This window comes from Cytobacillus praedii (genome assembly GCF_001439605.1).
GTDB classification, from domain to species: Bacteria; Bacillota; Bacilli; order Bacillales; family Cytobacillaceae; genus Cytobacillus; species Cytobacillus praedii.
The window spans coordinates 15,507-38,136 of sequence record NZ_LMBX01000004.1; the positions used below are offsets into that span (position 1 = coordinate 15,507).

Sequence of the window (22,630 nt, forward strand, 5' to 3'; positions counted from 1 at the left end):
TGTTTGGCAATCTTTGTTTTTCGTTGAATGACTCTGTTTCGGTGGTGTCGATAATAAGCACGATTTCGATTTTTTTTATGCGGTTTCACTTGCCATCACACTCCTTGGGAATGCTTAGCCCATAAAAGTTCCCCAAGAATAAATTAGACAATTACAGGCAAAGCCTGATGACAAGAAACGAATGAAGATGGTCTATAATCAGCACCTCCAATAAGCAGTTTTCTTTTATTATATAGCAGTTTTCTTTGGAAATCTTGATTGAATGATTCTAGTTAAGGTTGATGAAAGAAGTGTTCAAAATGAAGAGAGGCATCAGTTTTGAGATACCAAATAAATATGGCAGTTTCCTTGGGGAGATAGTAAAACCTATTGATATGACTGATTTGCATTGGCGTGTTGAGGATGCAGAGTCTTATTTAGTTGTGAAGGACCAATTAGCAGACGAACTTTTTCCAAAACATTTAAACATAATCACCGGAATGGGCCTTAAAGAATATTTGGAGAAGAATAGGTATTATCTAATTTTTGCTGATTTAAAGGCATTTCCAATTGGAGAAATTTTAAAAGATGTTGAGACATATGAGGAGTTCGCAAACAGTACATGTCAATTGGTGCTTTTAATTGCCGATAGTGCCTATGCCACAATTTATTGTAAAGAAAAAGAACATATTGAATGGTTATATCAAAATGCAAAGTCTTTGGGGTTTAAGAATATTCAATACATCACGGATGAAAATGACACAAGAATAAAATTATCTGTTTGGTAAAGGGTGGCAGCAAAAGATCTAGTTAGTTTGTTTTTATTAATTAAAGATTGAATCAAAGAAAGTGGTGAAGCATCTATGAAACCAATTCAATCTAATTGGATGTTCGTAGTATTATTCCTTTTATTAATCATGATAATCGGCCAAATTGTTATCCATTGGGAAACAAATACAAGACTAGTGTGGTTTAATGGAATATGTGCGGTCATACTTAGCTTTATGATGGTCTACATTCAAAAGACCTATCGCAATAACAAATCTAAGTAGAAGAAATTTGTATCACTAGCGCTGATTCGCATCCAGCATATGAACATGATTGTAGAAGGAGGTGCACCTTGAAAGCTATATTTTCAATACTATCAATTATATATGCTGCAATTATCATGGCAGCTTGTCAAACACAGCAGGCGGAAAAAATGGTTCTTTTAGATGAAAAAATTTCAGAGATTAAAATTTCAGAATCAGAGGGGTTCGGAGGGATGAATGAAGATATTATTTTGTCCTTCCAAGATAAGAAATCCATAGATGTTTTTGAAAAGGCAATAACAACAGCTGTTAAGCAGCCAGGAAAGGTAGATATATCTGAACCTGAGTACGATGTAATGGTGGAATACGAATCAGACAAAGGGGAACTGCCAACACATGGCATTCATTTATGGCTAGGGAAAGAAAATGAGAAGAGTACGTTTATGTATATTACTGATGACTATGTTTATCTTACTTCTACGCAAATGACGAAAAAATTAAGAGAGCTGATACTTTCCGAGGAATGAACTCAATCGCTATCTTTACAATAGGAGTTTTAAATAAGAATGGGTTAAATGTTCACTGATTTTTTGGGGAAGGAAATTACGCCCAATCTACAACTATGATAACGAGCAGTTATCAGATAACATTAATGGATTCTGGAATATATGGAGAGGATCGATTGTTTAAAGGAGTGAAAAATTATGATTTTGTGGTTTAGACACTTACCGCAAGTAAGTATGGATTTGTCTAAATGGACCCCTTTTATTCGGAATCATTGGTTACGAACGCACTATATGAAGTTTGTTTATCTGCTACAGGTCATTCTATTTCTGCTGCCATTTTTATTTAAAGGATGGTTCCCTCCTATCACTGCAATCGTTCTTTTCTTAATAGGTATTTTTGTCTTCATCCTACATGAAATCCTTCACATCATTGTAATAAACAAAAAAGGTGACATTAGTTTAACGTTTAGCGGTATATTTTTCTGGCTGCATACAAATGCAATTCTCTCTAAACTGAGATTTTGGACCTTTATGAGCCTGCCCTTCATGGCATTATCAGTAGTGCCTTTCATTGTATCGCTTTTTTTATCTGAAGACATCAAGTCAATCTTATTATTTGTGAGTTGGATAAACGCAGTGATTTCTGCCTCGGATATTATTAATTCGTTTTTAATTGCTATTAAACCGAAGAACTCCTTATTTTGCAAAGGCTATTACCGATTGCAATAGGATTGAAGCGTTCATTGGATGATCGTAGAACGATTTGTTCAGTTCTGATAACCGCACTTTTGTTGGCTGCTATCTCTTAGTTCGGACATAGCCTTTAGTAATGGAAAAGTTTTTGAGGAACACACTTTTACTTTATGTAAAAGGCAATTCAGTGGGAGTGTGATTGGATTCTACATTTTATATATGAAAATTCATCAATTAAATAACGCCAATCCCTTGAAATATATGGATTTGGCGTTATTTATCTAATATAGTTTTTTCTTTATGGCTGTTGGGAACCAGGTGGGACGTAAAAAGGCGGTACCTGAATCCATCCGCGTTTACGCATTAAGTGTTTTAATCTGGTAGCAAAAGCTAATTTTTCCGCCAGAAACTGAACAAATAATAAACCAACATCTGTACGAATTGACTGAGAGGATGCCGAAGCAGCATTCATAATCAGACTAATGATTTTTAAAGATAATTCATTTGCAAGCACATCATCCGTTAATTTTACACCAAGTGGAATACTGTTTGGATTTGATATTGGCATATCTGCCGGAGCAGGAGGTAATGTAATTCCTTCCTTAATCATGAAATCGTGGAGTCTTTCCCTTTGACTGGTCCCGAGTTTCATATCTTCATCAAGAATAGATCTTAGCTCATCATCATCCGTTGTATTTATGCCTGCTTGAACTGTAACCTTAGCCAATTCAAGACCAGCCAAGTACATCCAGCATGCCATCACTTCTCCGACATGAAGAGGCTGGCCTTTGTCTTGATTCGTCATTGATTTCATTGCATCCATTACAGTTTCCCATATATTTACCATGTGGTCCCCTCCTTTTTTTGTTGCTGAATTATTTTTATTATCTGTCCCATCGTATTTTTTATTCAGTTGTTGGTAATTAGAGGGGAATTTAGGAAATGTATTTATTTTGTAATTATGCGTAATACGCAAACAAGAATGACTCTCTTTTCTTTATATTAAGTAGACTTAGAAGTTAATTTGGACATATGTATTCGAAAAAGCTCGTTGTTTTTGAAAAGTTAAATGGATTACTTAGGATAATGATAGAAATAGCGGGAGAATTAGAGGGATGTACTATGTCGTTAGTATTAGAAAAACACTATTAGAAGATATAGAAACATTACTCTCATTAAAAAGGACTGGGTGAAATATGAGGACTTTGATTGATTGTGGGGGATGATTTATATGTCATTTGAACAATGCCAGAGAATTAATTCATTAATGTCAAGCTTTGATAAAGCGTGGTTTATTGCTGGTGGATGGGCAATTGACCTTTATATTGGTAAAGAGACTAGAGAACATAAAGATATAGAGATTGCTGTATTCCGAAAAGACCATTTATATTTGAAAGATTATCTTAGAGAATGGAAGTTCAAAAAGGTTATTAAAGGTCACTTTCATACTTGGGGTAGTGAGTTTTTAGAGTTACCAGTTCATGAAATACACGCTTCGAATTTGTTAAACGGGGACAAAATTGAAATTCTTCTTAATGAAACAAAAGCAAATGATTGGATATTCAGGAGAGATTTAAGGATTTCCTATCCACTTAATTCCGTTTGGAGTTTTACTAAAAAAGGTATTCCGTATCTAAATCCAGAAATTGTACTTTTATATAAGGCGAAAAATACAAGAGAAAAAGACCATCAAGACTTTATGACCATAAAGGATTATCTCGATAATGAGAAGAAAAAATGGCTTCGATATGCCTTAGAATTACACGAACCAGAACATAAGTGGCTTCAATTTTTGTTTTAATGTTTGTTCAACTAACGGAGGCTATTCTTCAAGAAGGAGAATAGCTTTATCTTATTGAAGTAAAGGTGCAGGTTAGTTCACCAGTGGTAGTATCCATCTTAATCCTCATTACCACTTATTAAATTTACGATTCACGTTGGAAAACAAATTGAACATTTGTGGGTCTTGATAATCGTCATTGGATATTTGGCTTCAGCACTAGCTTCTTGTGGGCTATGTTTGGAATGTCTGGTTTTAAATATTATTTACTCAACTAACTATTAGTTAATTTAAAAATACAATATCTTTGAAAACCTAGAAATTATAATGGATGTGATTATGCTTTGCAAAAATGCGAGAGATGTAATATAAAATTTAACTGGAATAAAATCTATAAATCGCTCTGATGGAATTATAAACCTATTGAATGTAATGGGATGCAGCACGACACATAAGATAACAATGCCAGGAGGGCTTATTTTTGTTTCTTTTACCATTCTTCCAATGCTTATTATCGGTTTTTTGCTGTCGTCCCCTTATAGAAACATTTTTGTGGCACTTGGCATTCCTCTTATTATTCTTATAATTGGCTCTTTGTTGGCACCTTTTTTTGTCACTTATAAAGAGTAATTGTGAAGTAAAATACTTAAAGTAACGGGTGTTATGTTAAAGATCCAGCTGCCAATTAGGCAGCTGGATCTTTTTCACTTAAGGGTCAGGTTTGTTGAAGAAGGTATTTGTAATCTAAAATTGAATAATTAGTTACATATATATAATGCAAAAGTTTTAGATTTGAGTTAATTAATACAAAGGAGGAATTACATTGAACGAACTCAAACTGATTAATATTTACAAAAACGAGCTTCAAAATTACTCTTTGGAACAGCTAAGATATAAATCTGAAGAAGCAGTGTGGTCTATTGGGCAAATGTATGACCATTTAATCCTTGTGGCCCATGAGTATCTAGATAATATGGAAACATGCTCTACCTTAAATGATGAACAACCCTTTGGAAAAACGGAGTTTGGTGAGCATTTATTTAAGATCGGAGGGTTTCCGCCGATTAAAATTAAATTACCGGATGAACTAAATTCTCCACCTAATAATTCAGATAGCAAGAACGATCTTATCAAGAGAATGGATCAATTAATTATTAGGCTAAGTCAATGGGTATCGAAAGTGGATAATATTGACCCAAATTATAAAGTGGAGCATGGAGGGTTCGGCTGGCTGAATGCAAGGGAATGGTATGATTTAGTTGGTATGCATTTTCGTCATCACTTGCGGCAAAAAGATGAGTTAGAACAAAGGCTTGTAAAGTGATGGTTGTGTAAGTTGAAGAACGTATTTTAGAATAAAAATGACTTTAGATGGTTCAACCTATATCCTAAAATGAAAAAATTCAAAAAATCTATCCTCACTTTTTGTAATAAGGGTGAGGAATTTTAATTTAAAAATGCTCTTCAACTACCCTGGAAGCAGGTTCTGAACGCTTAGAAAAATGGCAATACTTAAAAAGACTTAGATTATTCTATAGCGCATGATGACATTATTCCATTCAACTTTTTTCATCGGGGCCCCCTAAACAGTATCATTTTTTGACATGATTAAGGATTATTATAAACTCATCAAGTGAAAACACAAATCATTTGGTAAATTTTTAAAAAAGGATGGTTTAATATGACAAATTATACTTTAGAAGAAAAAGAAAGCTTCACCGTTTTAGGTATTGGAACTGAGCTAAAAAGCAGCTACACAGATTATGCTGGCATAGCTAAGGAAAAGGCAGACTTTTGGACGGAGGTCACACAAGATGGTGGGCTTGACAAGTTAAAAGCCGTTGCCACGAATGATTACATTTTTGTCGTGAATGAAGCAGTGAATAACAAGATGATGCATTATGCTGGCGTTATGACAGAGGCATCTTTACCAGAAGCATCCAGAGTGATTCAATTTCCAAAAGGAGAATACCTGGTTGTAAAAGGGGAAGCGGAAACGGATGAAGCGTTGAGTAATATGGTTACGGGTATTGCCTTTGGTCAAGTATTACCAGAAGCAAAGGATTTTGCCTATGTTGGCGGTCCAAATACATCTGTTATTATGGGGCAGCGAAACGGCTTAGTATTTGGTGAAATGTGGATTCCGGTTGTTAGGAAATAAAAGGAGCGATGGCATTGTCCTATAATGTTGATTTTAAAAATGTGTCTGCGATTGGTTTAGAGTCTTCACCTGCAGTAGAAGCGCTTGCTGGTTTACGTGCTAATGAAGCCCGTTACTTTATGAATAAATACAAGCATGAATTTACGGTTATACCAGCTAGTGAAAGCCAGGAGACACTTGGTTATGTGAACCAAATTTTGAAAAAAGAACGTGATATTGAGTTTTCGGCCAAACCTTTAGAAACGTCACGCTTTCAAGTGGAAAATATCCAATTTGCCTACGTCATTTATGAGGACGGTCTTGTGGTCAATGTCATGTATACGGTTGATGATCCTAAGAAGAGGGCCGTTGGTTTTAAGCTTTCTGAGGGGATGGAGGTACCGAAGGAGTTAGAAGAGAAGTTTAAGTTTGCTAGGCAGAAGTCTAAACTAGCTGGAACAATTCGAGGTTCGTTTTTTGTGATTAAAAGAGAATATTAAATTAGGCAAAAGACCAAGTGGAAGAGTCTAGAATTTTATGTACTAGGTTATCCTTTTTCATCATTGAAATTAGTGAAAGCTATTTTCTCTCTAAGTAAAAAATAGCTTTCACTAGCTTGCAAACCCAATGGATGCGGAGATTCTCCTTGGTTACTTCTAATTTGCTAATAGGGAGTTGTCCCCTTTTCACATATCTAAAGAGTGAATAATAAGAATGGATCGATAGGATACTTTATGGTGTTAAATTGATGAATAGCTTATTTCTCCAAACCTATATATCACAAACTATTATTAGAGTATTCTTTTAAAGTGCGTAATATTACATTTTAAGCAGGAAAAGGATCTTCCACTAAAGGTCCTTTTTGTCTTTTTCATACCAGTAAATGAATACTGATTTAAGGTTAATGTAAGGTTTACATTAAAATCGTGTAAGGTTGGGCCGTTATACTAATTTATAAAGATTACTATCAAAAGGGAGTAGTAGAGTATGAATCCATCCATTACACAAAAGGAAAGAATCATTTCCTTAGATATTATCCGTGGTTTTGCTTTGTTTGGGATTTTGTTAATTAATGTCGGGGCCTTTAAAATCCTGACTGAGGGTATGCAGATACCAGATTATACCGGCATGAACGAAGTAATTGCTAAGTTAATTGAAATTTTTGTCGAGAAAAAGTTCTTTTCCATTTTTTCTTTTCTATTTGGGGCCGGTTTTTTTATTTTCTCATCACGTGCTGAAAGCCGCGGTGATAAGCCACGTTGGCGTTTTGCAAGGCGTTTATTAGCCCTCTTTTTAATTGGGATAATCCATTTAATCTTTTTTTGGGGTTCCATTTTAGCGACATATGCCATTATTGGCTTCTTAATGATACCTTTTTACCGGGCAAAGGTATCAACGATTAGTAAGTGGCTTGGCGGAATCATAATTGTTTATATTATCATGCTTTTAATGGGGCTATTTTCTCTAGATTTAGGAATATTCTCAAAAGTGAGCTCCTTTCTGGGGAATGATGCCGTTGCTATCTTCATCATGTTTCTAACAGGTTTTTTGGCAGCAAAGGCAAATTGGATGAGAAGAATAAGAGAATTGTCTACTCGCATAAAATGGATCCAAATCATCACCCTGCCAATCGTTATTGGCTTCTCACTTTGGATCTGGTTCACACCAGATAGAGATTATCAACATTTGCAAACTATTATCGGTTTAGGTCAAATACCGACAACCTATTTGTACTTATCAACATTATTTCTAATCTTAGAAAACAAGCGTATTGTAAAATTGCTGCAGCCGATTGCTTGTGTTGGTCAAATGGCGTTTACTAATTATTGGGCGCAAAGCTTCATTGGACTGGCGATAATCTCGTTAATGGGACTTGAATTTGTGTCGCCGATAAACAAAGTCTTTATTTCGATTATTATATTTGCGATTCAAATTATTTATAGTGTCATTTGGTTTAAGTTCTTTAAGATGGGGCCATTAGAAAAAGTTTGGCGATATATGACGTATGGCAGAAGAATAGCATATAACAAGAAATAGAGATTAGAGATAAGGCTGTTTAAAAACTTAAATGGTGTACCGTATAAAGGGAAATCAAGATAAGCTTATTAATCAGTGATTCCAATTTACAAGAATGTGTTTGTTACAAACTACCTTTGTTATTCCACTAAAGGGAATTTTTCTAAATTAAAGAAAGCACCTTTTGAACATGAAAATGCGTAGATTGTAGAGAAGCATAATGAGTATCAAGATAGAGAACAGTACCACCCAAATTGTTACAACTTACAAACTTGATATGTATCCATAAATAGATTAGAGCAGGAAATAAAAAATCCTGCTCTATTTGTTATTGAAAAAGAAGGAGATAATTGCTGCTATTCTACCTTAACCTTGATTTTATCTATAGCATTATACCCATACCCCTTTTTATTCCATAAAGGTACAGCTGGCTGCCTGCGACCATATGAATCTGTTGCTTTTGACATGATCAGATATTCACCTTTCCTCAATATATTCCATTCATAAGACCAAGATCGCCAGCCGTAACTAGAATTTTTGGGAAGGTCTATTTTTGCATTGAGCCAATTACTTCCACCGTCTACACTAATATCTACCTTTGTAATAATGCCATTGCCTGTCCAAGCAACCCCTTTAATAAAATGCTTGCCAGTATTTAAAATTTCCATATCTAAAGGCTTCTGGATAGTCGAGTTTACATTTATTGTAGTCACAGGGAAGGAATCCTTATTACTTTCTTTATTTGGGTAATACACATAATCGATTGTCTGAAAGGGGCCAGAAAATGTTGAATTGATAACACTAATTTGCTTGATCCATTTTACGGATGCCATTGCATACCACTGTGGAACAATTAATCTCAGTGGATACCCGTGCTTAAAAGGAATTGGCTGATTATTATACTCATATGCAATAATGGTTTCAGGGTGGAACGCCTTCGTAATAGGTAAACTTCTTGTGTAGGTGAAAACCTCCTTATTTTGATCCGTTCTTTCTCCAAAGTCATATCCCTCTACGACAATTTCCTTTGCTCCTTCTCTTACTCCAGCAAGTTCAAGAAGGGTTCGTAAGGGTACACCCCTCCAAAATCCTTGACTAATAGCACCCTTTTCCCATTGTTCTCCAAATACTTTTGGTTCGAAAAGGCTACGTTTATTTCCCGAACATTCAAGGACAGCTTGTATTGTTTTTGAAGGTAATTGAAGAATGTCCTGCATGGACAGTATTATTGGTGTTGAAACGATCCCATTAATCGGGAGCCAATAGTTGCGTAAGGAAAGGGTTGGATAAGAAAAGTGGTTCCGCCTATAAAATAATTTATTAACCATCATGTCATTATTAATAAATTGAATGGGTGTCTCCTGATTTTCCGGTAACAAACTGCGAGTCAATAAATATGGGCTCACTTTATGGCGGTTTAAATGGTCCATAAATTCCTCCTAATCAAAATTACTCATATCTTATGCATATGAGCAAGACATTCTGATTAGTCATATAGGAACCAATGCATTTATGAAAGCCTCAACATTACTTTTGTTTTTCATCGGGCGCAATTCTGCAGCATGAATTACGCTCTTTCTTTATGTAAATAGCCATTTAGCTAACTAATCCGTCTAATATGGACTGGATATTTATGTTAAAGTAGAAATGGATTGTGAATGTTTTGAATGGATAGCTTGTTAGTGTTTTTTCCTGCAGCGGGAGCGATTTATATTCCTAGAAGTAAAAGGAATCATAAAAAGTTGAGTGAAAGAAGAATATAAATATTTTCGATAGAGGGTGCGCCTTTCTTGAAAAAAAGGGGAGAGACGACTATGTGTTTTAAGGATTAGGGGGAAGGTATATTGTTAATAACTCTTAGAATCATCTTAGCTATCATTGTTTTTATTTTAGCGGGCTATGGTTTGAGAACTGGAAGTTCCACGGTATCAGCATATATGATGTTTTTCATGGGAGCAATGCTTATGGTTATGGGGATATCCGAAATTAAAATGGAACGAAAGCGGATAGGCTTTCTTCTTATTATTGTTTCTTTATTTGTCTTTTACGTTTCAATGAAAGGTTTCTTATTAAATTAAAGGGGGCAAGAGTTAAAGATTCTGTGGATTTGCAGCTCCCTTTTATATGACTAACGGGGTAAGCGGTGAAAAGGAGAAGTATTGAGCTAGAATATTTGAAAGTACAATATTATTGAAAGCAGGTTATAAAATGAAAACTGAAAAAGAAAAAATGCTGGATGGAGAAATGTATAATCCTGCTGACCCAGTATTATTGAAGGAACGTGAGAAAGTAAGAAGCAAGGTTAGGATTTATAATCAAACCTTAGAAACTGAAGGAGAAAAGCGCACAAAATTATTAAAGGAATTACTTGGGTCAACTGGAGAAAACGTATATATGGAGCCCAATATACGCTTTGATTACGGCTATAACACACACGTAGGTGAAAATTTTTTTGCAAACTTTGATTGTACAATCTTAGATGTATGTGAAGTCCGTTTTGGGGATAATTGTATGCTTGGGCCAGGGGTACATATATATACTGCAGCGCATCCACTTCATCCAACTGAACGTAATTCAGGTAAAGAATACGCAAAGCCGATTACTTTTGGAAACAATGTGTGGATTGGTGGCAGTGCAGTAATCAATCCAGGAGTAACGGTTGGAAACAATGTCGTTGTCGCTTCCGGCGCAGTAGTTACTAAGGATGTACCAGACAACGTAGTAGTTGGCGGGAATCCGGCAAAAGTCATAAAACATATTGATATATAATTTTTCCTTAAGAACTTGCTGTCAATATATGCAGCTTTTTCTTATTGAACGATTATGGCAGGTTAGTGGGATAAAAAGGTTTTGCTAATCTAATAAAGACTCGTTATTATTTATCTGTGGGGTTTACCCCTATCTATGGAAAAAAGGAGTTAGTTTCATGATTATTCAATTCATTCGTTATAGATAGGAATAGGTATAGACTACGATCAAATCCAACTCATATTTTTTAAAAAAATATGATGAGGGTTTATTTGTCTATGCCTTTTTCATTTATCTAAAAACGAATGAATGAGGTGACTTCTTTGTTACAAGAAAATAAAAGAATAAAGAGTGCAAAATATGTGAGCAATTTTGAAACCGTCTTTGCATGTCCAATATGTAAATCATCTATGAAGGTTATAGATTTTAAAAGTATAATTTGCTCAAATCACCATACGTTTGATTTTGCCAAGCATGGATATATGAACTTTACGACTCACTCAGTAAACACCAAGTACAGCAAAGGCCTTTTTGAAGCAAGAAGAAAACTTATTACTGAAGGTGCATTTTATAAACCATTAAGCTATGCAATTGGAAAACTTATAAATGAACATCTTGTTAAGACAAAAGAAATAATTTCTATACTTGATATGGGGTGTGGCGAGGGTTCACATCTTTCTAATATTTGCGATATTGTTAGGTCTACCTTTTTCAAAAGTGTAGTAGGGGTAGGAGTAGATATTTCTAAAGAAGGGATCATGGCAGCTTCTAAGTACTACTCTAATAAGATTTGGGCTGTGGCTGACCTTGCTAACACACCATTTAAGAATAAACAGTTTGATGTTATTCTTAATATCTTATCTCCTTCAAATTATACCGAATTTGATAGATTGTTGAAATCGGACGGGATCGTAATCAAGATTGTGCCTCAAAGTGGTTACTTAAAAGAGTTAAGGGAACATCTTTTTCTGGAACCTGAAAAACAAAATTACTCTAATTCAGAGACTGTGGAAAGATTTAAGGAGAGTTTCCAATTTGTTGAAAGTTCAAGGTTAAGCTATACTATGAACCTTAATAAATCTTCAATTGAATGGCTGGTTCAAATGACTCCATTAACTTGGTCAACAACAGAGGAACGAATAAACTCTTTTTTAAATAAGAATTCGGCTCAAATAACAGTTGATTTAGATATTTTAATTGGTAAAAATTCGATTTAATAAAAGACTAGTAGGCCCTTCACAAGGGGACCCTGCTAGTCTTATCTTCAATTATCGGAGTGCTTTAATAATATAAGAATTAATTTATTTTTCAAATTAGTTATCTCATTACAGTGCGCATTCCTGGGAAGAGGATTTAGGGTCACCATTTCATTCTAGGGTGCAAGAAAGGACTGGAACTAGCAGCAGAGTATTGTGACTGTGAAGGAAGCAGCTGAGTTCTATACGTCTCAAGCCCTACCTTAAAATATATCTCAGGTCCTTTAACAGGACTCCATTCGCACTGTAAGATAGAAATATAAAGAAGGAAGCAGTGGAACGAATGTACATAAATTAAATTTAGATATGGATTATTTTCAGTAATAATGAAGAAAGATACGGAGTGAGAAGATGAAGAAGCTATGGATTTTTTGGTGGATGGCTAACATTTTTTGGGCTGTCATTTTTGCTGCAGGAACAGCTTTCGTTTGGCTAAGGGAGGTTGATGGCACAGGAGCTATTCAAACACTTGAGGCAAAATTAGCAGCATTTATCGTTTTATTAATCGCATTTATATTCCCAGTAATCATTCAAGTAGTATGGCTAATTGTTAACTTGGTCATTAACAGTAATAAAAAAACTAAATTTCAGCAGGTATAAAAGGGGAATATGAATTTAAGTAAACTCAAGCCATCAGGCGCCTTTTTTGGAGAAAGAACAAAGCCCAATTTCTCAATTTTCACACTGAGAAATTGGGCTTTGTTTTATTGTATTTTTCTTATCATTGTAAATCCTTATTCCCTGATGCTAACCAAAGAAGGAAAAAGGACATCGAAGGATATGGGTATTGCACTATACAGCTTTTTAAGTGACGTTTTGCCTACCTCATTCACATGGACTTGTTTTTTCTACCATGGTGTTTCAGTTTTGTGTTCAATAACTTGTAATACTTTTGGTTCTATTGCTTTTATTAATTGTTCCGTTGATTGATTATTTTTAGGAATCTCTCCATTTTGTTCAGCCTGAATTTGGCTTTCAACCTGTGTTTTTGCAATTACATCAATCACTTGTTGTTTAGAGACATTTTTAGATGCTGCAATCTCCACAACAGATTTCCCTTTGGCTAATTCTTGTTTTAATTCTGTCGGGTTCATTTTTAGTAAAGAAAAGAGTTTTTCATCGTTTATAAAGGCATCAGCAGTATAATCAGGCTTGCCATTTAATGAGAAGAAACCTTCTACTTGAATATTTGCATGTGCTGTCTCACCACCGATAAGAGAAGCACTGATTGTATTGCCCTGAACAAATACCTGGTAGAACGGTGTTTCTGATCCCTTTTTGACGTAATTCAACATTAATGTTTTTTGATCCGGGTTCTCCATTTGTTCCATAGTAAACTCGTACTCTTCGACGTTTCCATACATTTTTTCAATGAGACTATCTGCCTTCGTCTTGATTTCCTGATCAGTTAAAGTAATGAGTGGCTTCTCCTTAGGCTCCCAATTCTCTTGATTCACGTGTTCAATCTCACCGGTAATCCCATTTGTGTGAAGGGTAACCTTTTTGCCAGTTCCTCCCTTTTCTTGCAGGATGATGCTTGTTTGGACACCTTGTACATAGCTTGCATCGATAATCTCAAACGATTTTGTTTCGGGAAATGCGCTATACAGCTTTTCAAGTGTTGCTTCGCCAACCTCATCCACCTTGACTTGTTCAGCAGTCATTGGTGTTCTAGTAAGCATTTCAATCAGAGGAGGGGCAGCAAATGCAGCGGTTGGAATCAAAATTGCAGCGGCAGCTATTCCGCCTATTAATCGTTTTTTCATAGTTACTTCGCTCCTTTTTCGTTTTAAATATTGAGAATAGGATTGTTCTATTCGTTTGGAAATGGCCGTAGGACACTCTATTGTTTCTGCCTGTTTGTGCAGATGTTCACGGATTTTGCGTTCAATAGTCATTGATTTTTTCCATCCTTTCCGAGGGGAGAATCCCTTTATTTTTTCGAAGTGACTGGAGTGCCGCATGATATCTGGACTTGACCGTACCCAGCGGAATATCGAGCAATGTTGCAATTTCCTCAAGGGTATAGTCGTGATAAAAGCGGAGGATAATTACCGCTCGCTGTTTGTCGGTCAGTTTTTGGATTGCTTGCGATATCAGTTGGTTTGTCCCATCCGTCAACACAGCAGGCTGATCCCAATGAGACTCTTCCTGTGAGAAGCCACGGATGCGTTCAAAAATTCGGAATCTCCGCCAGCTCTTGACTCGAAATCTCTGTACTTGCCGGATTACCAATCCGTGTAGCCAAAAGTGGAAAGGACGGTTCGTATCATAGGTAGCAAGTGAGGTCCACATTTGCATATAGATCTCATTCATGACATCTTCTCGATCCTGCTGATGATCTACCATAAAGCAGACTGTCCGGTAGACATCCTGATAAGTGGCATCATATATCTTATGAAACGCTTGTTGATCACCATCTTTCATCTTTGTAAGTAATTGGTACATATATTCACTTTGCATTCAGAGGGCCCTCCTGAGTAAGCAGCTTACACACTATATTGTCTCTCTATTAGAAAAAGGTTCGGTTTTTTCTTATTTTTTTTCAAGGTTACGTGCAACAGGCTAGCAGTTCGAAATGCTGCAAGAGTTATTTAAACCCTTCCATTCGACTTTGTTCCGAAGAAATCAGGCAGGTCTTATTAAACTCTTGAATCTAGTCGTCTAAAAATTAATACAGGATACATCCAAAACTTACAGAATAGTAAATACAAATAATAAGGAGCTAATGAAAAATGATTAAATTTCTTAATTATATTGCAGTACACAGTTCAAGGGTGAAAAATCTTAGTTAGAGAGGATTATCAGTCTTATGCTAAAATCGCCACACCATATCACGATAAGAAATTATATAGATAAAGATGCAGATAAAATCGCTGAAATTGATTTTATGTCCATGCTTGTTCTATCGTTTCAAAGGTGATTACGAACCTGAAAATATTTTTTGTGCTGTTGACTCTGAAGATCATATATATGGCGTCGGTCACATAGTGCCAGATCCAACTTGGTCAGTGATAGAAAATAATAACATGCCTGCAGACTACGTGCACAAATTAAATTTAGACATTTCTTTAAATGAGGAACTTACTTCTTCAGAAAATATACAAGCTGATTTATTGATCTGTCTATTAAAAAGAGCGAAGGAATTAAGAGAAAAGTATCCTGAAAAAAAAGTCAGAGTTAGTCATAACATTCCATCTGAAGAAATAAGAGAAATAGATTTCTATATTTCAAAAGGGTTTGATACTGATAGAACTCACTTAGTGATGAAACGGGATTTAAACGAGGATATTCAGGATTATCCGCTTCCTGGGAATTTAAAAATAAAAAAGTGGGAAATGACTACTCAAGACGAAGAAGAAAAATATCTTAAAGCCGAAGCTGCAGGCGATTTGTATGGAGTATCTTGGAGTCTAAATCATTTAAGATGGACCAAAAAAGGCCAAGAATGGGATACGTTTACTGTTTTTGATGGGAATGAAGTAGCTGGCAGTGTAATGACTTGGGGATTGGGTAAGGAAAGAAGTGCTACCGAAAATATCTTTGTTTTACCAGAATGGAGAAGAAAAGGAATTGCTAAAGCTGTAATAACTGAGGCTTTAAAATTCCTGAAGGAAAAGGGAAAGAGTGAAGCCACTTTAGGTGTATTTGGTGATAATGAAAGAGCTATATCCTTATATGAGTCATTAGGTTACAGAATGTTATTTATTATTATTGAGTTTGGAATTGACTTATAATCTAGAGCGGAATCCATTTTGATCAATCTTTATTCGAAAAAGTAATCGTATTTTATGTGTGTTTATACCGTTCTAAGTCAAACTTATTCTAACCGATATTTATCAAGGCTTTTACTCGTATGTCATTATTCAATAATCGGGCGCTATCCTGAAACAAGGATTAGCGCCTATATTCCTTTAAGAACAACTCCTTAAAGGAAAGTATATAGTTGACGGGCAGGTTAGTGGAAGAAGGGGATAGGAAGGAATATCCTTTGATTTTAGAGAATATTTAGAATGGTGGATTTTGATGATACCAGGTTCGTTGTAAGTAAATAGATGTCAATTAGAGGATTTGCCTCTGAAAAGAAGGAGGAAATTTTTATGCTGTTTATGATAATTGTAAAAGCTTCGAAGAATTCGGAAGCTGGAAAACTTCCGAGCCTAGAGCTTAGAGAAGCCATGACGAAGTACAATGAGGAATTAGTGAAGGCAGGCGTGAGAGTTATGGCTAAAGGACTTCATCCCAGTTCAAATGGAATTCGGCTATTATATCCAAAACAAGGAGAAAAGCCGGTGGTCACGGATGGTCCATTTACGGAAACGATTGCTGGGTTCATCTTAATTGATGTGAAATCAAGGGAAGAAGCCATCGATTGGGCCATGCGGATGCCGGATCCGCAAGGACATGGGGAAGGTCAAATTGAGCTGAGGCAAGTAATAGAGTTTTAGGAGCAAACGAATATACAGAAATGACTTTGAAGAGTCCGTAAAACCATATCGTTATTCCATGAATGGGGTAGAGGAGCAGGATGATTTACTGGCAGGTTAATAGAAGAAGGACGCAGCAAAGATACTTCATTATGTGACAGGGAATTTTCCAAGCTTTTTATAATTTATAAGGAGACAGTAAATGACAATATATAATTTTGATGAATATGATGATCCTGTTTTATATGATAAAGAAAATGAACAATACATACCAGAACTGCCATTGTTATTAAAATGGGCTTCAAATCAGAAAGGCAGTATTATTGATTTAGCTTGTGGTACTGGTAGACTGACAATTCCTTTAGCGAAAAATGGATATAAAATTATTGGAGTAGATATACATAAGGGAATGTTAAATGAGGCTATAAAAAAAGCATCTAACCTTAATTTACATGTAGATTGGGTAGAGCAGGATTGCACGAAGCTGAATTTAAATACAAAAAGTAATTTAATATATACTGTTGGTAACTCATTTCAGCATTTTCTCACTAACGAAGCTCAAGACGAGCTGCTCTCATCTGTGAATAAACATTTAGACATAAATGGGATTTTTATTTTTGGGACACGATTTCCGAGCGTGGAGGAATTATTACAGCCAAGTACAGAAGAATATTGGAGAACATATACGGACCATGAAACTCAAAATATAGTCGATGTTTATACGATTAGCAGCTATGACTCTCTAAATCAGATTCAGCACTATACTACGATTAGAAAGTATAAAAACACGGAAGGGGAAAAGGTCAGCGAGAAGAGAACAAATATAAGTTTAAGATACGTATTTCCGAAAGAAATGGAAAGAACATTGAATGTAAATGGATTTGAAATAGTTAACGTTTATCAAGATTGGAATGAAACGCCAGTAACTAATGATAGTTATGAAATGATATATATTTGCAGGAAAATAAGATAGTGGATGTAATTACTTTTGTACACTTTTTCTTCAAAGAGACCTTTAGGACAATAAATGTGTTGTTTACTATTAAATAATCAGGCACTATCCTTTAACTAGAAAAGCACCCATTATTTTTTTAAGGCCAATTTCTTATTGGGAAGATAACTGGTGTTTGAACTAATGGTTAAAATGCTAAAGTTGTAGATCAGGTACTTGCTAAGGGGGTGAAGTAAGAAATTGAATGGGAAAGAGGACATTCAAAAACAGTTTTATAATATTTATAAAGGGCATATTAGCATCTCAGAATTTGAAGAATGGCTTTATAAAACACAAGAAATTGAAAGTATTTATGGCAACGATTTCTACTTCAGCTTACTTGATTTGGATTATAGAAATAAGTATATAAAAAATGAATTAGAGAAACTCATAGAGAGGGAAATTCCATTTGGTGAATTCGAACAGGCACGGATAATATCCCTTTTGGAAAACATACGTTATCAGCAAGATGATGAAGTAGAAATATTAGAGCAATTATACGATGACTATTGCAGTGGATATTCATTTCTTCGATTTTTGGGGCTCACTTATATTACTGGAATAGATGCAATACCTAAAATACAGCAAAGAGATAAATGGGATAAAAATGAATTTGATAGGAAAAGAGAAATATTAAATAGTATGAATCCTAAGATTATAAATGAAGCAAGGCGATTATTATCTTTCTTTCAAAAGGGACTGTTAAAGATAATTGCTGAAAATGAATATAAAGATAATCGAAAAGAAGAAGATAAGATAGAACTTAATCATATTGATAAGATGTTCAAAGATTAAATCATATTGTGCTATTGAGAGTTTTAGTAAAATACCTGAGGAACTATATGTACAGTTGTATTGCATTTTTTAAGATTCCGTAATCTGGGTAATTCATTCTTTATGAAAGGTGAAAGGGGGTTCTAACATGGGGGTAGTTCTGGAGGTTGTGCGTATTGTACTACCTGTAGTAATTAACGGTGGAATTGCAGTTTTTGTCATTAAAAGGCTTGAACATCAATATAAACAAGGCAATCTAGGTAAGAAAAAATCAAAATCTGCTCAAAATTTATTAAATAGTTTAATACCATTGGGAATGCTTATTGGCTGTACTATTGGTGTAATAGTTAATATGTTTCTCCCAATCTCTCTGCTGCCTGCAGTTAGTATAGGAGCTGGAATAGGTTTATTATTTGGATATTTTGCTTATGAAATTTATAGCAGGGAAGGGGAAAGTTATTCATAATAGCTATCTTCCAGAAAAGTGCGCATTCCGGAAAGGATAGGTGCCTTTTTGCATGTATGGGCCAGTTAGCTAATCAAAAAGAAAGTCTGGTGGTGTAATCAATGCAAAAATGTAAGAACTGTAACACGCAATTTCGTTGGAGTACTATATATAAATCTTTTTGGTGGGGGTATAAACCAATTAAATGTGAAAACTGTAATGCTGAACATAGAATAATCGTTCGTGGAAGAATAATATTTGTATCTTTGACTATATTGCCGATGCTGGTATTTGGATTTTTCCTTTCACCCTTTGATAGTGCTTTTGCAACAATTTGTGTAGGAACTGCTATTTTAATAATCGGATCTCTTTTTACACCATACCTTGTTAAATTCAGAAAGGCAGATCAGTCATCATACTTCAATTAAACGAGTAATTAAGCTGCTTAGTTATTCCTGTAAAGGGAGCAATTCTGCAGGTAGAATTACGTTCTTTCTTAATTTATAGGACCCAATTGTTTTATAGCAGGTATCGATATAAGAAAATTAGTTTTTTTGTTGTAACTATTTGCGGGATGTTAAATAGACTGTTTCTAAACTTTAAACGTTTGGAGTTTATTTGAGGACTCGTATTAAAGAAAGCCAACAATCCCTTCTGATGTGACCACCGAAAGTTAGAGTTTTATATTATGCAGCTAATTGACTAGTACGGATACGGGATAGTACGGACTCCTACCTGCCAATTTTTGCACTTTCCGCTTGTTTAAATCCTTCACTATACTTAGCCATAGGGAAAACACCCCAACAATTAGATTTCACTCTAACTTTTGGGGTGCAGTACATTCTGCTTTGCCTTTTTTACATTTTTTAAAATCCATCCGCGTATAATAAATTTACAAAACTTCATTTCTTATTTTTCGTATAAAAAATCCCTCACTCTTTTTACTTCTTACCCAATTACTAAAATTTACATTCCATTGATCTCGTTTTTGATTAATTTAATAGTTTTTGTTGAAAATAGATTGGCAAAACTTGAGAATATGTCTTGTCTATATTTTGGATTTTTAGCATAAAAAGAACTGTAATCAAAAGGTAAACTTACACTTTCTTCAAATTGATCTTTGAATTCATAACAAAGTGCGACACAATAGAAGAGGCAGATATTATTGATAGCTAATAGAGATTGGTGAAAGGAACATCAGAACCTAACTTATATTTTTCCAATACAATGCGCATCGGAGTTCCATTAACTGGATTAGTTTCTCTTGTTTGCAATTTATAAGATTGCTTGATTAGATGAATCCTAAATAAAATCTGTTCGTAAGTATAGTTTATAAAGGAAAAGGGGTGAATACATTGGGAAAAACGAGAAAAGTAATGGCAGGCATAACAACAGTACTAACTCTTGGTCTGGTTGGATGCAGTTCGCAAAATGATGATGTCCCTTCTCCCCCAAATGATCCAAATTGTGATGATTGGGAATGGGACTCCGATGATGGCATCTGGGCATGTGAAGACAGCAGTTCACGTCACTATGGTCATTATTATTATGGCGGCTATTATTATGGAAGCAAAAGCGCACTGTTAAAGAGTGATTCTTACAAAAGCTATAAAAATAGCACTTCTTTTAAAGGAGGGGGCAAGACTAGCTCTGGATTTGGCAGCGGGTCAAAAAGCATTGGGGGATAAACGTCCATACATGATGAAAGTTAAAGCCGAAAGGATGGATCACAAGTGAATTTATATATTAATTTTGCATCTTATTTAGGGGTTGCCCTGCTTCTCCTTATCGTGGGAGTGATTTTGTTTACTATCAGCACACCAAAGATAAAAGAATTTCGTTTGATTGCTGAAAAAAATATAACGGCCGCATTGTCCCTCGGAGGTAAAATCCTTGGTCTTGCCATTGTTTTAGGGGCAGCTGCTGAGTACTCAGTGTCACTAATTGATATGTTAATTTGGGGGTGCATCGGGATATTGTCCCAAATTATTGTCTTTATTCTTGCAGAAGTCATTACTGTACGTTTCAGTATTCAAAAAGCAATCATCGAGGATAACCGAGCAGTGGGTACCTTGCTATTATCCTTATCGTTAGCAATCGGCTGGATTGTAGCAAAATGCCTATCTTACTAACTTGAGGCGGGGAAGTACATTGGAGAAATTAACCTATTATATAGATAAAGGAAATGGCCATTATGAGCCGTTCTATGAATATACGATTCCGAATGTTGGCAAGGACGAATTTTATGCCAGACAGCTATGTACGTATTTTATTATGAGAGGTACCCAATACGAGCTTACTTCTAATGAGATGAATGGAGAAGAGGACATTTTGGTACTTAAAGAAATAGGAAGGAATCTGCTGGGAGAAAAGGAAATAAGTTTTCGCGGCAAAGGACTGCATATCGAGTTTCGCAGCCCAGAAGAAAGAGAAAATTTTAAGCTGTTCGCCAGAATTTCCTGTAATACTCATTTTGATGTCCTTCGCTTTCTCTTAAAGGATGTTGTGGATGTTCCAGGTATTGGACAAAGGTGCGTAACCTCTTCGGAGATTGATGAAGATCGGGGAGTGTATGTGCTATATGTCAAGAATTTAGGAGAGAAAGAGGATTGAGCGGGCAAGCGTATCATGCAAAACGGCAGCAGTTTTATGGGAAAATAGAAGGCTTTTGGGCCGATCTTTATGGAGAGGAATATGCACTTTATGATATAAAACTTTTGCACCAAGAAGATGTTTCTCAAATTCGGCTTATAAGTCAGCGTATTGGATTCATTTTTATAAAAACCGCCTCTCTGCTTCGAAGGGTCCCTGATGAAACTCTTTTGGAAATGGGTTACCCAAAGGAAATACTTTCATTTATTAGGCTTAAAACACTTCCTTCCGAAAGTGTTATATCCCGGCTTGACCTTATTCCGTATGGAGATAGTTTTAAATGCATTGAAATCAATGCTGATACTCCTACATTTATTAAAGAGCTTTTTCACATAAATGGTTTGGTATGCAGAGAATTCGGAGTGGAGAATCCGAATGAGGGAATGGATCGAATTTTACAAAAAGCAGTTCGTGAAATCATCTTCCAAAGCACAGATAAGGAATCCCCTCATATTGTTTTTACTGCTCACGAGGATAACATCGAGGATCGCGAAACCGTGCTCTATCTTCAAAATTTTGTACCATCTAAATTTACCCCGCTCCATAAGCTGCAAATCCATAAAGGTGTGGGTCTTTTTGATGAGGATGGAATAAAAATAGATATCCTCTATCGGCAAACCTTCCCGATAGAAAGTTTGATAGCAGATGAAGATGAGGATGGAAATCCAATCGGACTATGGTTATTAGAACTTGTTGAAGAGGGGAAGCTTTCTGTCATTAATCCCCCTTCAGCCTTTTTATTACAAAATAAAGCGGTTCAGGCTGTCATTTGGGGGCTGCATGAAGAGCATCATCCTTTCTTTACAGAAGAAGAGCATATGTGGATAGATGAATACTTTCTTCCGACCTATTTTGAATCTGAATATTTTTTGCAAAATGGCCTTTCTTATGTGAAAAAGCCTGCTTTTGGGAGAGAAGGGGACACGGTAAAAATATTTAATAAGGATGGCCAACTAATATACAAGGATGGTCAGAGTACGTATTCAGAATACGTCCCTGTTTATCAGAAATATGTCGAGCATCCAACCATAACTTTTAATTGTGAAAAGGGAAAACAGGATGGCCAGCTTTTGCTTGGAAGCTTTCTGCTGAACGGAAATCCGGCAGCGTTTGGATACAGGGTAGGAGGTACTATTACCAATAACCTTTCTTATTACTTACCTTGTGGGGCTCTTTAAAGGAGAGGAATAGA

At 35.5% G+C, this 22,630-nt stretch carries 27 protein-coding genes; 23 read left to right on the forward strand and 4 right to left on the reverse strand.

The window, feature by feature from the left end:
• The first annotated feature begins 299 nt into the window (after positions 1–299).
• From ASU02_RS05475 to ASU02_RS05490, 4 genes are all read left to right on the forward strand, one after another.
• Complete coding sequence (locus tag ASU02_RS05475; RefSeq protein ID WP_057761787.1) at positions 300–767, forward strand: DUF2691 family protein; 468 nt, start codon at positions 300–302, stop codon at positions 765–767.
• A gap of 75 nt (positions 768–842) precedes the next feature.
• Entirely contained in the window at positions 843–1,031 is a 189-nt protein-coding gene (locus ASU02_RS05480) for a hypothetical protein (protein ID WP_057761790.1), read from the forward strand.
• A 68-nt stretch (positions 1,032–1,099) separates the two neighbouring features.
• Positions 1,100–1,537, forward strand: coding sequence for a hypothetical protein (locus ASU02_RS05485; RefSeq protein ID WP_082631705.1), 438 nt, complete (start codon positions 1,100–1,102; stop codon positions 1,535–1,537).
• A gap of 177 nt (positions 1,538–1,714) precedes the next feature.
• Positions 1,715–2,245 carry a DUF3267 domain-containing protein gene (locus ASU02_RS05490; protein ID WP_232426164.1) on the forward strand — a complete coding sequence of 177 codons (531 nt, stop codon included), beginning with the start codon at positions 1,715–1,717 and terminating at the stop codon, positions 2,243–2,245.
• A 262-nt stretch (positions 2,246–2,507) separates the two neighbouring features.
• Here ASU02_RS05490 and ASU02_RS05495 read toward each other — a convergent pair whose 3' ends face one another.
• Positions 2,508–3,056 carry a DUF3231 family protein gene (locus ASU02_RS05495; protein WP_057761792.1) on the reverse strand — a complete coding sequence of 183 codons (549 nt, stop codon included), beginning with the start codon at positions 3,054–3,056 and terminating at the stop codon, positions 2,508–2,510.
• A gap of 384 nt (positions 3,057–3,440) precedes the next feature.
• On the opposite strand from ASU02_RS05495, the gene ASU02_RS05500 reads away from it, so the two are divergent.
• The 5 genes from ASU02_RS05500 (at position 3,441) to ASU02_RS05520 (ending at position 8,166) form a co-directional block, all read left to right on the forward strand.
• Complete coding sequence (locus ASU02_RS05500) at positions 3,441–4,010, forward strand: nucleotidyltransferase domain-containing protein (RefSeq protein ID WP_057761794.1); 570 nt, start codon at positions 3,441–3,443, stop codon at positions 4,008–4,010.
• An 802-nt stretch (positions 4,011–4,812) separates the two neighbouring features.
• Positions 4,813–5,313: a DinB family protein gene (locus ASU02_RS05505; RefSeq protein WP_057761796.1), complete on the forward strand. Its 501-nt coding sequence runs from the start codon at positions 4,813–4,815 to the stop codon at positions 5,311–5,313.
• A 357-nt stretch (positions 5,314–5,670) separates the two neighbouring features.
• The gene (locus ASU02_RS05510; protein WP_057761798.1) at positions 5,671–6,150 is read left to right on the forward strand and encodes a GyrI-like domain-containing protein; all 480 of its coding nucleotides are present in this window, start codon (positions 5,671–5,673) and stop codon (positions 6,148–6,150) included.
• Positions 6,151–6,164: 14 nt separating this feature from the next.
• Positions 6,165–6,629, forward strand: a complete 465-nt coding sequence (locus tag ASU02_RS05515; protein WP_057761800.1) for a hypothetical protein — start codon at positions 6,165–6,167, stop codon at positions 6,627–6,629.
• Between the two features lie 487 nt (positions 6,630–7,116).
• The gene (locus ASU02_RS05520; protein ID WP_057761802.1) at positions 7,117–8,166 is read left to right on the forward strand and encodes a DUF418 domain-containing protein; all 1,050 of its coding nucleotides are present in this window, start codon (positions 7,117–7,119) and stop codon (positions 8,164–8,166) included.
• A gap of 335 nt (positions 8,167–8,501) precedes the next feature.
• Here ASU02_RS05520 and ASU02_RS05525 read toward each other — a convergent pair whose 3' ends face one another.
• A complete protein-coding gene (locus ASU02_RS05525) occupies positions 8,502–9,575 on the reverse strand; it encodes a sulfite oxidase (protein WP_057761804.1) in 1,074 nt (357 codons plus the stop codon).
• 414 nt (positions 9,576–9,989) lie between these two features.
• Here ASU02_RS05525 and ASU02_RS05530 point away from each other — a divergent pair, with 414 nt between their 5' ends.
• The 4 genes from ASU02_RS05530 to ASU02_RS05545 all read left to right on the forward strand — a co-directional run bounded on the left by ASU02_RS05530 (position 9,990) and on the right by ASU02_RS05545 (position 12,749).
• Complete coding sequence (locus ASU02_RS05530) at positions 9,990–10,223, forward strand: DUF3953 domain-containing protein (protein ID WP_057761806.1); 234 nt, start codon at positions 9,990–9,992, stop codon at positions 10,221–10,223.
• Between the two features lie 130 nt (positions 10,224–10,353).
• A complete protein-coding gene (locus tag ASU02_RS05535) occupies positions 10,354–10,914 on the forward strand; it encodes a sugar O-acetyltransferase (protein WP_057761808.1) in 561 nt (186 codons plus the stop codon).
• A gap of 302 nt (positions 10,915–11,216) precedes the next feature.
• The gene (locus ASU02_RS05540; protein WP_232426165.1) at positions 11,217–12,110 is read left to right on the forward strand and encodes a putative RNA methyltransferase; all 894 of its coding nucleotides are present in this window, start codon (positions 11,217–11,219) and stop codon (positions 12,108–12,110) included.
• A 390-nt stretch (positions 12,111–12,500) separates the two neighbouring features.
• Positions 12,501–12,749 carry a DUF3923 family protein gene (locus ASU02_RS05545; protein WP_057761812.1) on the forward strand — a complete coding sequence of 83 codons (249 nt, stop codon included), beginning with the start codon at positions 12,501–12,503 and terminating at the stop codon, positions 12,747–12,749.
• Between the two features lie 248 nt (positions 12,750–12,997).
• Here ASU02_RS05545 and ASU02_RS05550 read toward each other — a convergent pair whose 3' ends face one another.
• Both ASU02_RS05550 and ASU02_RS05555 read right to left on the reverse strand, forming a co-directional pair.
• A complete protein-coding gene (locus ASU02_RS05550) occupies positions 12,998–14,047 on the reverse strand; it encodes a hypothetical protein (protein ID WP_198317408.1) in 1,050 nt (349 codons plus the stop codon).
• Positions 14,037–14,612 (reverse strand): sigma-70 family RNA polymerase sigma factor, encoded by a 576-nt coding sequence (locus ASU02_RS05555; RefSeq protein WP_057761814.1) that lies wholly within the window; start codon positions 14,610–14,612, stop codon positions 14,037–14,039. Before ASU02_RS05555 ends, ASU02_RS05550 begins: the two co-directional genes overlap by 11 nt.
• Positions 14,613–15,160: 548 nt before the next feature.
• Between ASU02_RS05555 and ASU02_RS05560 the strand changes: the two genes are divergently transcribed.
• The 10 genes from ASU02_RS05560 to ASU02_RS05605 all read left to right on the forward strand — a co-directional run bounded on the left by ASU02_RS05560 (position 15,161) and on the right by ASU02_RS05605 (position 22,616).
• Positions 15,161–15,886: a GNAT family N-acetyltransferase gene (locus tag ASU02_RS05560; RefSeq protein WP_232426167.1), complete on the forward strand. Its 726-nt coding sequence runs from the start codon at positions 15,161–15,163 to the stop codon at positions 15,884–15,886.
• A 363-nt stretch (positions 15,887–16,249) separates the two neighbouring features.
• Complete coding sequence (locus tag ASU02_RS05565) at positions 16,250–16,597, forward strand: YciI family protein (RefSeq protein ID WP_057761818.1); 348 nt, start codon at positions 16,250–16,252, stop codon at positions 16,595–16,597.
• A gap of 181 nt (positions 16,598–16,778) precedes the next feature.
• Positions 16,779–17,549, forward strand: coding sequence for a class I SAM-dependent methyltransferase (locus tag ASU02_RS05570; RefSeq protein ID WP_057761819.1), 771 nt, complete (start codon positions 16,779–16,781; stop codon positions 17,547–17,549).
• A 219-nt stretch (positions 17,550–17,768) separates the two neighbouring features.
• Positions 17,769–18,362 carry a hypothetical protein gene (locus tag ASU02_RS05575; protein WP_057761821.1) on the forward strand — a complete coding sequence of 198 codons (594 nt, stop codon included), beginning with the start codon at positions 17,769–17,771 and terminating at the stop codon, positions 18,360–18,362.
• Positions 18,363–18,489: 127 nt separating this feature from the next.
• A complete protein-coding gene (locus ASU02_RS05580; protein ID WP_057761823.1) occupies positions 18,490–18,807 on the forward strand; it encodes a hypothetical protein in 318 nt (105 codons plus the stop codon).
• Between the two features lie 101 nt (positions 18,808–18,908).
• A complete protein-coding gene (locus tag ASU02_RS27330; protein ID WP_057761825.1) occupies positions 18,909–19,214 on the forward strand; it encodes a TIGR04104 family putative zinc finger protein in 306 nt (101 codons plus the stop codon).
• 918 nt (positions 19,215–20,132) lie between these two features.
• Positions 20,133–20,474: an aminotransferase yhxA gene (locus ASU02_RS05590; protein ID WP_232426169.1), complete on the forward strand. Its 342-nt coding sequence runs from the start codon at positions 20,133–20,135 to the stop codon at positions 20,472–20,474.
• 45 nt (positions 20,475–20,519) lie between these two features.
• Positions 20,520–20,918 (forward strand): DUF350 domain-containing protein, encoded by a 399-nt coding sequence (locus ASU02_RS05595; RefSeq protein WP_057761827.1) that lies wholly within the window; start codon positions 20,520–20,522, stop codon positions 20,916–20,918.
• A gap of 19 nt (positions 20,919–20,937) precedes the next feature.
• Positions 20,938–21,399: a hypothetical protein gene (locus tag ASU02_RS05600; protein WP_057761829.1), complete on the forward strand. Its 462-nt coding sequence runs from the start codon at positions 20,938–20,940 to the stop codon at positions 21,397–21,399.
• Entirely contained in the window at positions 21,396–22,616 is a 1,221-nt protein-coding gene (locus tag ASU02_RS05605) for a glutathionylspermidine synthase family protein (RefSeq protein ID WP_057761832.1), read from the forward strand. The genes ASU02_RS05600 and ASU02_RS05605 overlap by 4 nt, the downstream gene beginning before the upstream one ends.
• Positions 22,617–22,630 lie beyond the last annotated feature (14 nt).